General features: G+C 66.6%; 10 protein-coding genes. All 10 read right to left on the bottom strand.

All coding sequences use genetic code 11. The features are described from left to right. Positions 1 to 19: 19 nt before the first annotated feature. The 10 genes from AB3147_RS02835 to AB3147_RS02880 all read right to left on the bottom strand — a co-directional run bounded on the left by AB3147_RS02835 (position 20) and on the right by AB3147_RS02880 (position 12,225). Complete coding sequence (locus tag AB3147_RS02835) at positions 20 to 853, bottom strand: symmetrical bis(5'-nucleosyl)-tetraphosphatase (RefSeq protein ID WP_175126250.1); 834 nt, start codon at positions 851 to 853, stop codon at positions 20 to 22. After that, positions 850 to 2,028, bottom strand: coding sequence for an LPS export ABC transporter permease LptG (gene lptG / locus AB3147_RS02840; protein ID WP_175126249.1), 1,179 nt, complete (start codon positions 2,026 to 2,028; stop codon positions 850 to 852). The genes AB3147_RS02835 and lptG overlap by 4 nt, the downstream gene beginning before the upstream one ends. A gap of 93 nt (positions 2,029 to 2,121) precedes the next feature. Then, positions 2,122 to 2,856, bottom strand: a complete 735-nt coding sequence (gene mtgA / locus AB3147_RS02845) for a monofunctional biosynthetic peptidoglycan transglycosylase (RefSeq protein WP_218342198.1) — start codon at positions 2,854 to 2,856, stop codon at positions 2,122 to 2,124. A gap of 5 nt (positions 2,857 to 2,861) precedes the next feature. Continuing rightward, entirely contained in the window at positions 2,862 to 3,725 is an 864-nt protein-coding gene (aroE, locus tag AB3147_RS02850) for a shikimate dehydrogenase (protein WP_367351398.1), read from the bottom strand. After that, positions 3,722 to 4,621, bottom strand: a complete 900-nt coding sequence (locus AB3147_RS02855; protein ID WP_367353514.1) for a TonB family protein — start codon at positions 4,619 to 4,621, stop codon at positions 3,722 to 3,724. Before AB3147_RS02855 ends, aroE begins: the two co-directional genes overlap by 4 nt. An 81-nt stretch (positions 4,622 to 4,702) precedes the next feature. Next, complete coding sequence (locus AB3147_RS02860) at positions 4,703 to 5,791, bottom strand: ABC transporter ATP-binding protein (protein WP_175126246.1); 1,089 nt, start codon at positions 5,789 to 5,791, stop codon at positions 4,703 to 4,705. Continuing rightward, positions 5,784 to 7,562: an ABC transporter permease gene (locus AB3147_RS02865; RefSeq protein WP_175126245.1), complete on the bottom strand. Its 1,779-nt coding sequence runs from the start codon at positions 7,560 to 7,562 to the stop codon at positions 5,784 to 5,786. The genes AB3147_RS02860 and AB3147_RS02865 overlap by 8 nt, the downstream gene beginning before the upstream one ends. 136 nt (positions 7,563 to 7,698) lie before the next feature. Further along, positions 7,699 to 8,796 carry an ABC transporter substrate-binding protein gene (locus AB3147_RS02870; protein WP_367351399.1) on the bottom strand — a complete coding sequence of 366 codons (1,098 nt, stop codon included), beginning with the start codon at positions 8,794 to 8,796 and terminating at the stop codon, positions 7,699 to 7,701. 200 nt (positions 8,797 to 8,996) lie between these two features. Next, positions 8,997 to 11,567: a sensor histidine kinase gene (locus tag AB3147_RS02875; RefSeq protein WP_367351400.1), complete on the bottom strand. Its 2,571-nt coding sequence runs from the start codon at positions 11,565 to 11,567 to the stop codon at positions 8,997 to 8,999. Continuing rightward, positions 11,554 to 12,225 carry a response regulator transcription factor gene (locus tag AB3147_RS02880; RefSeq protein ID WP_218342193.1) on the bottom strand — a complete coding sequence of 224 codons (672 nt, stop codon included), beginning with the start codon at positions 12,223 to 12,225 and terminating at the stop codon, positions 11,554 to 11,556. The genes AB3147_RS02875 and AB3147_RS02880 overlap by 14 nt, the downstream gene beginning before the upstream one ends. Between the last annotated feature and the right edge of the window lie 275 nt (positions 12,226 to 12,500).

Genomic DNA, 12,500 nt, shown 5'->3' on the forward strand with positions numbered 1-12,500 from the left:
TAAAGCAGACCCCCACGGATCACTCCGCCAAAGGATCCTGAAACTGCGAACACTTAACCTGCACGAGCTTCCGATCCTGCAACCGCAACGCAGTCAACGACCCACCCCAAACACATCCCGTATCCAGGCAGATCACGTCCGGCCGCTGCAACAACCCCAGCGTCGACCAATGTCCAAACACCGTCGTGACATTACGCGTCGCCCGATTAGGCACATCGAACCAAGGCACCAGCCCCGGCGGCCAAGCCCCCGGCGTCACCTTCGTTGCAAACTCCATGTGCCCGTTCGGCGTGCACAAGCGGATCCGCGTCAGCGCGTTGATGATCACCCGCATCCGCTTGCCGCCCTTGTGGTCTTCCTTCCAGGTGGCCGGCTCGTTGCCGTACATCTTTTGAAGCGCCTTCTGCCAGTTCGGGCCGCGCAGGGCGTCCTGGACTTCGCCGGCCAGGGCCAGCGTCTTGGCCACGTCCCACTTGGCCAGCGTGCCAGCATGGACCAGCAGATGGTTCTGCTCGAAATGCGCCAGCGGCCGGAAACGCAGCCAGTTGAGCAGGTCAGTGGCGTCCGGCGCGCGCAGGATGGATTCCAGCGTGTCCGATTTGGACGGTTTGCGCACGCCCGCGGCCGCGGCCAGCAGGTGCAGGTCGTGGTTGCCCAGGACGACCGTCGCGCGATCACCGAGGTCGATGATGCGGCGCAGGGTTTCGAGCGACTGCGGGCCGCGGTTGACCAGGTCGCCAGCGAACCAGAAGCGCGACTTGGGGTCGCCGACCAGGTCGGGGTGGGACAGCAAGCGATCCAGCGGCGAGCAGCAGCCCTGCACGTCGCCGATCATCCAGATACTGCCGTTCATGCGGGACTCTTGCTCCAGGGCCAACGTTGTTGGACGAGACGGGTGATGGTGTGGCGGTATTCCATGTAGCTCATGGCGCCCAGCGCCAGCGCCATGGCGCCCAGGTTCGGGCCCAGGGCGGTCAGCCAGGGCGGCCACTTGCCCAGCATGCCGACGTTCAGCGCAAGCTGATTCAGCATGAAGAAGCCCACACCCAGCAGGATGCCCACGAAGACCTTGGCGCCGACGCCGCCGCGGCGGGTTTGCATGAGGCCGATGGGGGCGGCGATGGTGATCATTACCAGCAGGGTGAAGGGGTAGGCCAGTTTGCGCCACAGGGCGACGACCTGGCGGTCGTATTGAAGCTGGTTGTCCCGCAGGTATTCCACGTAGTCGAGCAGCGTGACGATCGACATGCGTTCTGGCGTCAGCACGCGCGCCAGCAGACGTTCGGCGCTGAGGGTGGTGTCGATGGAGCGTTCGGGCAGCTTGATGACGGTGGCCGGCGGGTTCTTGGGCGGGCGGGCGTTGGCGAGCGCCTCGGCGGCTTCGGCGTCCAGGCGGGTTTCGGAGACGTCCTTGAGCACCAGGTCGCCGCGCGTGAATGAGCCCGTGGGGGCGGTGGACAGCGCGGACAGCGTCAGGTCCTTCTTGAATTCGTAGAGGGTCACGCCGGCCACCTGGCCGTCGCCCTTCAGTTCAGCGATGTTGATGATACGGGTGCCGCCATTGGCGGTGGGTTCCTTGAACCAGTAGCCGCTCTTGAGGCGGTCGCCGCCGGCCTTGCCGCGGAACATCAGGTTGGCTTCGCCGGTCTTGACCTCGGCCCAGGGCGTCACGTATTCGGACAGCAGGCCCGCGCCGATCATCAGGGGGATCGTGACGATCCAGAGCATCCGCAGCAGTTTCATGCCGCTGACCCCGGAGACCCGCAGGATGACGAGTTCGTTGCGCTGGGCCAGGCCCGCCAGCGCCAGGATGGCCCCGATCAGGAGCCCGATGGGCAGCAGGTCATAGAGACGGGTGGGGATCGCCAGCGCCTGCATGTACAGCAGGGCCATCATGGAGAACTTGTCGCCCACGTTGTCCAGGTCGTCCACCAGTGCGAAGAACGTGAAAAGGCCGAGCAGGGCCAGAAGGACCACTGCGCAAGAGCGATAGACCTCTCGGGCCAGGTAGCGACGTGCAGTACGCATGAAGGAAAAAGGAGTGGAGCGCGTAAACGTGAAAGCTTAACAAATCCCGCAGCGGGAAGACGGCCGGCAGGACCGATTTGTCCGGTTCCCCTTTCAGGGGATGTCGACCATCTGCATCCGGCGCGTCAGCACGCCGACCCGGGAATTCAGATAGTTGGACTTGCGATGACTGTCATAGAAGCGCGGGTTGGGCAGCATGGCCGCCAGCCGGGCTGACTGGCTGTTGCCCAGGTTGGCGGCGGTGGTATTGAAATAATGCTTGGCGGCGGCCTGGGCGCCGAACACGCCCACGCCCCACTCGGCGACGTTCAGGTAGAGCTCCAGGATCCGTTCCTTGCTCATGACGTGTTCGATCATGTAAGCCAGGACCAGTTCCTGGCCCTTGCGCAGGTAGCTGCGAGAACCTGACAGGAACAGGTTCTTGGCCAGTTGCTGGGTGATGGTGGAGCCGCCGCGCATCTTGGAGCGTCCGGCCTCTTCCTGTTTCTGGTTGTATTCCCAGGCCTTGCGGATGGCGTCCCATTCGACCCCATCGTGACCCGTGAAATTGGAGTCCTCGGATGCGATCACCGCGCGCTTGAGCGACCGGTTGATCTTGTCATACGGCACCCATTCGTATTTCAGTTCGATGCCGGGGTCTTCCTTGCGCAGGCGCGATAGCTCTTCGCGCATCATCGCGCTGCTGCCCGGGTCGCGGTAGTTGTACCAGACCACTTGGGCGAACAGCCAGAATTGGTACAGCAGGATCGCGCACACCAGCGCCATCACCAAGCCGGTGGTGATCCGGAACCAATTGCGGCCGCCGCTGCGGCCCGTGCGCGTCGCCATGCCGTTCAGCTTCCGGCGGCCAGCGCCTCGCGCAGCGCTGCCAGGACGGGCGCGGCATCGGGGCGTACGCCGTGCCAGATGAAGAAGCTTTCGGCGGCCTGGCCGACCAGCATGCCCAGCCCGTCGGCCGTCAGGGCGGCGCCGTCAGTCTGGGCCTGCCGCATGAACGCGGTGGGCTGCGCGCCGTACATCATGTCGTAGGCGGCGGCGCCGTCGGCGTACAGGCCGGGCGGGAGGTCGGGCGCGGCGTTCTGCAGGCCGCTGGCGGTGGCGTTGATGACCAGGTTCCAGCCGCCGGGCACGGCGGCGGTGGCCAGTGCGCCCGCGGTCACCTGGGTTTGCGGCGACACGCCGCTCGCGGCCCACGCGGCGGCCAGTTCCTCGGCGCGGGCGGCGGTGCGGTTCACGATGTGGATGCGCGCGCAGCCGGCCTCGGCCAGGGGTTGCAGCACGCCGCGCGCCGCGCCGCCGGCGCCGACCAGCAGTACGGCGGCGCCCGGCAGGCGTACGCCCAGGCGCAACAGGTCGTTGACCAGGCCCACGCCGTCGGTGTTGCAGCCGTGCCAGACGCCATCGCGCCACGACAGCGTGTTGACCGCGCCCGCCAGCCGCGCGCGATTCGACAGATGGTCCGCCGCCAGCGCATAGGCGTCCAGCTTGAACGGCACCGTGACATTCAGGCCCAGGCCGCCGTCCGCCACGAAGGCGGCGACGGCGTCGGCAAAACCGTCCACCGGGGCAAGCAGGCGCTCGTAGCGCAGCGGCTTGCCGGTCTGCTGCGAAAACATGGCGTGGATCTGAGGCGAGCGGCTATGCGCGATGGGATTGCCGATGACGGCGTAGCGGGCTTGAGGAATCGCCTCGGTCATGGGGCCTGTGTTTCCAGAGTGTCGTTGACGAAATGCCAGGTGCGGGTGATGACCAGCACGTCCGTATCGCGGGCGATATCGGGAGGAAAGGGGGGAAAGGGCGCGGCCAGCTGGACGATGCGGCGCGCCGCCTGGTTCAGGACCGCGTGCGGCGAGGGCTGGTCGATCTCGACCTCGGCGATGCTGCCATCGGCGCGCACCGACACGGTGATGCGCAGCGATCCGTAGATGCGGCCGCGCGCTTCATCGGGGTAATGCTGGGTGCCGACCGTTTCGATGCGGGTGCGCCAGGCGTCCAGGTAGCCGGCGTAGCGGGAAGCCTCGGCAGATGGGGCGATGAACTGTTTGCGCGGCTCGGCGCTGTACTGCTGGACCCGCGCCGCCAGCGCCGCCACCTGGGCGTTCTGGATGACGCTGGCCTGGTCCTGGGCGTCCTGGCCGACGTCGGCGCCGTCGGGCCACGGGTTGACGGCCTGGCGCTCGGGGCCGGCGTTGTGCGGCGAGCGCAGCTGGGTAATGAGGCGGGCCTGTTCGGCCTCCAGCTGCACCTGGCGCTGGCGCATGGCTTCCAGGACGATGGTCTCGGCCGAGCTGCCGGTCTGGGGAAGGGGCGTGGTGGACACGCCGCGGTCGGCGTTGCCGCCGCCCGTCATCTGGTTCTGCGCGACGGTGCGCGGGGTTTCCGGCGGGGTCTCGCTGCGGGCATTGAGCAGCACGACTTCCAGGCTGGTCACGGGCGGGCGCGTCTGCGTGGGCGCGCTGAAACGCCACGCCAGCGCGCCGGCGTGCACCAACAGCGATATCGCGATGCCGATACGCAGGTAGTGCTGGGCGGGGGCGCCCAGCCACCAGAGGTAACGGCTCAGCATGGAGGGGGAATCAGCGCGTTGCACCAGCGCATTGTAAGGCGAGTCCGCACCCGCCGCGCGGTCCGTCCGAAGGCGGTATTCACCCTCGGACGGACGGCCTAGACCCCGTCAGGCGGACGCCCGGGGGAAGATCCAGACCTTGTCGGCGGGCAGCGCGAGGCGGCAGGGGCCGGGCTCGCGGCCTTCGGGACCGTAGGCGCGCAGGGCGAGGCTGCGGGCCGGATCGGCGTCCGGCGTGCGGAACAGGTACTCCCAGCGGTCGCCCAGATACATGCTGGTCAGAAGCGGCATGTCGACGTGGTTGCCGTGCGGGTCATCGGCCAGACGAACCTGCTCCACGCGGATGACGGCGGTGGCGTCCTGGCCCGCGGCGACGCCTGCGCCCGCCTTGCCCCATAGCGACCAGCCGGCGCCCTCGATCCGGGCCTGGCCGTCGCGCAGCTCGGTGACCTTGCCGTCCAGCCGGTTGTTGCTGCCCATGAATTCGGCCGTGAACAGGGTGGATGGCGATCCGTACATCTCCTGCGGCGTGCCCTGCTGCTCGATCTTGCCGTTGTTCAGCAGCAGGATGCGGTCGGAGATCGCCATGGCTTCGCTCTGGTCGTGCGTCACCATCAGCGCGGACAGGCCCAGGCGGATGATGAGTTCGCGCAGGAAGGCGCGCGCTTCCTCGCGCAGCTTGGCGTCCAGGTTGGACAGCGGCTCGTCCAGCAGGATGACGGGCGGGCTGTAGACCAGCGCCCGGCCGATGGCCACGCGCTGCTGCTGGCCGCCGGACAGCGCGTGCGGGTGGCGCTGGCCAAGCTTGCCCAGGCCCAACTGGTCCAGCACGGCCTGCACGCGTTCGCGCACCTCGGCGCCCGGCGTCTTGCGCAGCTTGAGCGGATAGGCGACGTTCTCGAATACCGTTTTATGCGGCCACAGCGCGTACGACTGGAACACCAGTCCCAGGTTGCGCTCTTCGGCCGGGATCTCGGCGCGGGCCGCGCCGTCGTAGACGACGTTCTCGCCGATGGTGATGCGCCCGCGTTTGGGGCCTTCCAGGCCGGCCACGGCGCGTAGCAGGGTGGTCTTGCCGCTGCCCGACGGGCCCAGCAGCGACACCACTTCGCCCTGGCGCAGCTGCATCGACACGCCCTTGAGCACCGGGTTGTCACCGTAGTCCAGGTGCAGGTCTTCTACAGAAAGCTCAATCATGAAGTTTGACTCCGAATCGCAGGGCGATGCCCAGGCCGATCACGACCAGAACGATATTGATGAAGGAAAGCGCGGCCACGATGTCGATGGCGCCGGACGCCCACAGCGACACCAGCATGGACCCGATGGTCTCGGTGCCGGGCGACAGCAGATAGACGCCGGTGGAGTATTCGCGCTCGAAGATCAGGAACATCAGCAGCCACGAGCCGATCAGGCCGTACTTGGCCAGCGGCACCGTGACGTGACGGGTGACCTGACCGCGGCGCGCGCCTGCGGTGCGGGCGGCTTCTTCCAGTTCGGGCCCCACTTGCAGCAGGGTCGAGGAAATCAGGCGCAGGCCGTAGGCCATCCACACGACGGTGTAGGCGAGCCACACGCTGAAGATGGTGCTGCGCAGGGCACGCAGCCATTCGACGAAGTTCTCGCGCAGCCATTCCGCGAAGGGCAGGGCCGACAGCCAGCCGTTCTCGTCCACGTCCAGCGCGTTGTCCAGCCACATCGGCACGAACAGGAACACCCACAAAAACGCCAGACCGGCCAGGAGGCCCGGCACGGCGCGCGGCACCAGCACGCTGTAGTCCATGAAGCGCGTGACGTTGTCCGGCTTGCGGTGCATGGCCAGGCCCACGAACATGTAGCACATCACCGCCAGCGCGCCGCCGAAGACGCCGATGGCGACCGAGTTGACGATGGCGCGCATCAGGTTGGGCTGCGAGAACACGGTGCGGAAGGCGTCGAGCGACAACACGTCAAAGAGCGAGACGCCCAGCCCCCAGTTGGACACGAACGCGCGCAGCAGCACGCCGGTCAGCGGCACGATGATGGTGACGAACAACCAGAACGCCACGACCGCGCCCGCGACCCAGCGCCACTTGCCCAGCGGCAGCGGACGCGCGCGCGAGGCCTTGCCCTTGACGGTGACGAAGCGGTTGGCGGTGCGCATCAGGCGGCGCTGCAGCATCACCAGCGGAATGGTCATGCAGATCAGCACCACGGCCACGGCGGCCATCAGGTGATAGGACGGGATGCCCAGCTTGTTGGTGAGCTTGTACAGGTAGGTCGCCAGCACGAGGTTGCCTTCCGGATCGCCCAGCACCAGCACCAGACCGAACACTTCCAGACCCAGGAAGAAGAGCAGCACGGTGGCGTACAGCATGGCCGGCCGCACCATGGGCAGGCTGACCGACACCATCACGCGCAGCGGCGACGCGCCGGCCACGCGGGCGGCTTCCTCCACGTCGGACCCCATGCTGCGCAGCGCCGACGAGATGTACAGGTAGGCATGCGGCACGTGGGTCAGGCCGGCGATGATGACGATGCTGGTCAGCGAATAGACGTTCCAGGGCACGAAGCCAAGAATGTTCTGCACCCAGGTCGAGAAGAAGCCGACCGGACCGGCCGCGACGACGTAGCCGAAGCCCAGCACCATGGGAGACACGAACACCGGCACCAGGATCAGCGGCTCGATCCAGCGGCGGCCGGGCAGGTCGGTGCGGATCATCAGGAACGCCAGCATGCCACCCAGCGGAATGGCGATGGCGGCCAGACCGAATGCCAGGATGAAGCCGCTACGTAGCGCCTTGTAGAAATCGGGATCCGCGAAGATGAAGCGGAAGGCGTCCAGGCTCCAGCTCTTGGACGGGGCAAAGAAGGGCGCCGAGAGAAAACTCTGGATGATGATGAACGACAGCGGCACGTAGATGGCGAGCGCCGTGATCAGCACCACCACGCCGCGTGGCAGGGACTGCCATTTTCTGCGCAATGACTGCATGGGAAATCCTGTGGTCGGAAATGACGCGGTGGCCGCGCCGCCGGGGCGATGGCCCCGGGGCAGGGTCAGGCGGACGGCGCGCCGTCCGCTGCGTTGGCGGCGGCTCCGGGCCGCGTGACCGCCCGGAGCCCGGGCATCACTTGCCCGCTGCCGCCCGCCATTGCTTGATGAATTCCAGGCGCTTGTTCTGCTCCAGGTAGTCCAGCAGCGTTTCGTTGACCGGAATCGGCTTGAGCGAGGCGCCCAGCTTCTTGGTCATGCCGTCCACGTCGTTGTCGCCTTCGATGTCATCGCGCACGGACGCCAGGTCAGCCTGATTGGCCATGATCTCCTGGCCCTTCTGCGACAGCAGGTAGTCCATCCACAGCTTGGCGGCGTTGCGGTTCTTGGCCTTCTTGCTGATGAACGCGACGCGCGACAGCACCAGCGCGTAGTCCGTGGGATAGGCCACGCCCAGCGACGGATCGTTCTTGGCGCGCGTTTCGGCGTAGGAGCCCAGGATGTTGTAGCCGATCAGGTTTTCGCCCGAGGACACGCGTTCCATCATCGTGCCGGTGGACGATTGCACGATCAGGCCGCCCTTGGCGATGTCCTTGAGGGTGTCGAAATACTTGGGATCGTTGGCCTTGTCCTGCACGGCCAGCATGAAGCCGACGGCGGACTTCTCGATGTCGTAGGTGGTGACCTTGTTCTTGAACTTGTCGGGCTGGCTGGCGATCAGCTTGGCCAGCGCGCCGTGCGTCGTGGGCACTTCATTGGCGGGAATGAGGCGCTTGTTATAGATGAAGACGGCAGGCTCGTAGGTGGTGCCGTAGGCCGAATCCTTCCAGTTGGCCCACGCCGGCAGCTTGCCTGCCTCGGGCGACTGGTACTTCAGCGCGTAATCGGTGGCCAGCTTCAGGGCCGAGTCCATCGACGAGCTCCAGACGATGTCGCCGCTGCCGCCGCCCGCCGCCTGTTCGCTGATGTAGCGGTTGTAGAGCTCGGTGCTGTTCATGTCGTTGTATTCGACCTTGACGCCCGGATACATGGCTTCGAAGCCCTTGATGATGGGGCCGGCGGCCTTGGTGTCGGTGGTCGAATAGATGACGACCTTGCCTTCCTTCTTGGCGCCGTCCAGGATCTTCTGGTAGTCGCCCGGGTAGCCCGCGGGCACTGCCTGCGCAAAGGCGCTGCCGGAGGCGATGGCGAATGCGGCGGCGCAGGCGGCCGCCAGTTTGGACTTGGCAAGCATGGGGGATGTCTCCGATTGATTTGGCTTGTTGCGGACTCTGGGGTCCGCGTGCAGCCATCTTAGGAGTGCGCGTCTGTCGTCGTCCTGTCATGGCGGCAGGCGACGTCTAGGGGAAATCCCTGGGCATGGCGGCGGGGGCGTCTTGGGCGTGTCCGTGGTCCGCCCACGTTTTTTATGTTCGTGGCCGGCCCACGTTTCTATTACGGCCGCTGCGGCGTATCGGTGACGAGCCGTATCCAGTTCTGCACGAAGCGCGAATGCCGCCGCTGATCCAGTCCCACGAGCAACGCCGGACTCAACACCACCGGCTGCACAATGCCCTGCGACCGCGCGAGCACCGCTTCGGAGGTCCAGCGCCCCGGCGTGTCTTCCATGATGGAGCCCAGCGCGGCATGGCTGGATGCGACCTGCTGGCCGGCGGGCGACAGCAGCCAGTCGACCAGCGCACGTCCCAGATCGGGATTGGGGGCGGTACGCGCGATCAGCACCGAGCGCGCCAGCACGAGCACGTAGTCCTGCGGAAACACCACGCCGATGGGCCGGCCCGCGGCTTGGCGCGACAAGGCGTACGAGCCGAGGATGTTGTAGCCGATGTCCAGTTCGTCGCGCTCGATGGCATCCAGGATCTCGGCGCTGGTGGCGGCCAGCCGCACGCCGGCCTGGCCCATGGCGTTGGCCAGCCCCCAGAAGTTGGACGAGACCAGTTCGTCCTGTTCGGCCAGCAGATAGCCCAGGCTGCTGGCGGCAATGTCGTAGGTGCCGATGCGTCCGCGCAGACGCAGGGGGTCCTGTTCCAGCAGCCGCAGCAGGTCCTGGCGCGATCGCGGCACGGCCGCCTCGGCAAAACGCTTGGGGTTGTAGACGATGACCGCGGGCTCGAACGTGAACCCGTAGACCTCGTGCCGCCAGATGGCCCAGGACGGCAGCCGCGCGGCGTAGGGCGAGGCATAGCTTTGCGCGTACCCGTCGTTGGCCAGCCGGATCTGCAGGTCGGATGCCGAACTCATCAGCACGTCCACGTCCTGCAAACGCCCTTCGATGGCGGCCTCGTAGAGCTCGCGGCTGCCCATTTCGCGGTAGACGACGCTGACGTCGGGGCGGTGGGACTGAAAGCCTTGGATCAGTGGCGCGACAACGGGCGTGTCGGTCGGGCCGGCGATGGTGAGGACGCGGGAGGAGGGCTGGGGGGCGGGGTAGCGGGTGATGATTTCTGGGATTTGCGAGGGGCGGAGGGTGTCGACAGTTTTGGCAGCGGCGGGAGCGGCAACCGGATCTGACGTGACCCGCGCCGGCTCAGCTGCGCCTGCCGCGCGGACCTCAGCGGACGGCGCAGCGAGCAGCAGGCATGTCATGCAGAACGCCGCCGCAGCTGTGGTCAGCGCGCGCCCGGCGCCGCCGCGCGCCAAGGGCAGCACGACGCGAGCCGTGAGGCCGCCGCCGGGCCGGTCGAGCAGCCACAACGAGCCGCCATGCGCGACGGCCACGGACCGCACGATGGCCAGTCCCAATCCGGACCCGGGCAGCGATTCCCCCGCACGGCCGCGCGAAAACCGCTGCTGTACGGTTTCCTTCTCATCGTCAGCCACCCCAGGCCCGCGATCCGAGACGGTCAGCGCGACACGATATCCGGCAACCGGCATGGCCTGGATCTCAACGGGTCCATCCGGCGCGTAACGCAAGGCGTTGTCCACCAGGTTGCGCAGCATTTCGCGCAATGCGACACGATCCCCTGCGATGCGCGCGCGGCGCACTTCAGGCGCAATGGCGATGCGCAGCCGCTGCGCATCCAGAGGTCCAATGCGCCGGCGCGTTTCGTTGACAGTCTCCGCCACGCCGACAAGCGCGCGGGCGCCCTTGCCCATGCGGTGGGTGATGGTGGCGTCCATGAGCAACTGGTTGATGAGCTGGCTGGCGTGGGTGGCGTTCAGATGGATGCGTTCAAGCCGCGCATGCAATCGCTGGGGATCGGTCTCGTCCAGGGCGACCTCGGCCTGCGCGCGTAGCGACGCCAGCGGTGTGCGAACTTGGTGCGCAGCGTCGGCCACCAGGGTGTTGAGGCTGTCCATGGCGCCGGACAGGCGCTGCATGAAGCCATTGAGCGCTTCGATGAGCCGCCGCACCTCGCGCGGCACGGGCTTGGACAGCGGCTCCAGATCATCGGGCGCCCGACGCCGCAATTCGCGTTCGACGACGGCAAGCGGCGCAAAGGCGCGCTGGACGCCAAACCACAAGAGGCCGAGCGCGACCAGCGATACGGCAAGCAGCGGCAACACGCTGCGCTGCAGAATTTCACCGGCCAGCGCCTCGCGCGACCCCAACGTCTCGGCGACGCGCAAGGTGACCCAGCCGGCATGCTGGCTGGCGGACACGAGGCGGCCGACAGTCGCGACGCGGATGGGTTCGTCGTGATACCGCAAGTACGTGAAGACAGGCGTGGCGGACTGCGCGAGCGGCAGGCCGGGCGCAAGGTCGCCGTACCCGGTGATGAGCCTGCCGTTGGAGGTGCGCGCCTCGTAGAACACGCGCTCGCCGCCGGACAGCATGGCAAGCGACGAGACTGGCGGCTCGACGGTGACTTCGTTGTCTTCGATCTGAACCGATCCGGCGATGGTCAACGCGGAGGCGGCGAGCAGGCGATCAAACGCCTGTTCCGCAGCACGCTGGGCGTAGCCGCGCAGGAAGAACACCAGCCCGATGAGCGCGCACGCAAGCAACACGGCGCCCAGCGTGAAGACGCGTTGCCGGATGGAGAAGCTTTCAGGGATTTTCATGGCTGCGGGCCTGATACCCGACGCCCCGCACGGTGACGATGTCCACGGACGCGCCGGCCAGTTTCTTTCTCAGCCGCGAGATCAGCAACTCAAGCGCATTGAGCGAGCCGTCGTCCAGGTCGAAGATCTGATTCATGAGGCGTTCTTTGGCGACGGTCTGACCCAGCTTTCCGACCAGAATCTCAAGCAACCGGAATTCACGCCGGCCGAGTTCGAGCGGGGCGCCGGCCAGTTCGACATGCCTGTTTGCCAGGTCCAGACTGAGATTCCCGAAATGCGCAACACTGGTGGTCTGCCCCGCAGGCCGCCGCAACAGGGCACGCAGCCGTGCTTCGAGTTCGCGCAGGTCAAAGGGTTTGACGAGGTAATCATCGGCGCCAAGATCCAGCATGTCGATCTTGTCCTCGATCTCGGCGCGCGCGGTCATGACGAGCACGGGCGCGTCGAGCCCGGCGGCACGCAATTCACGGATGAGCGTGAAGCCATCCTTGCCGGGCAAGTTGATGTCCAGCACGAGCGCGTCCCAGGTCTCGTCCAGCGCCCATCGCGAGGCCTGCACGCCGTCGTGGACCCACTGCACGCTATGACCTGCCGAACGCAGCTTGCTCTCAACGGCATCGCCAAGATCGAGATTGTCCTCGACCAGCAGAATGCGCATGATGTCTTCTCCTCCGTTTGCTTTTTTGTTGGGAGTTTAACGGGGAGATCGTTAGCGTTGCGTTGGGATTCGGGTTTGGGGTTTCTCGACTTGGGCGCGTGCTGGTTCTTGAATTTTGGCGGCTTTGGTTCTTTAGGCGTTCAGTGCTGCGGCGACTTCGGTTCTTAAGACGTCCGGCACGGTGGCGTCCCGGGGCGCGCGGGGCCACGATTGCGGTCCGGAGCCTTCGCTCCGGACTGCCCCTTCGTCATCTTCGTCCGCCTTCGGCTCCCTTC

This window comes from Achromobacter animicus (genome assembly GCF_040775605.1).
GTDB lineage: Bacteria > Pseudomonadota > Gammaproteobacteria > Burkholderiales > Burkholderiaceae_B > Achromobacter > Achromobacter animicus.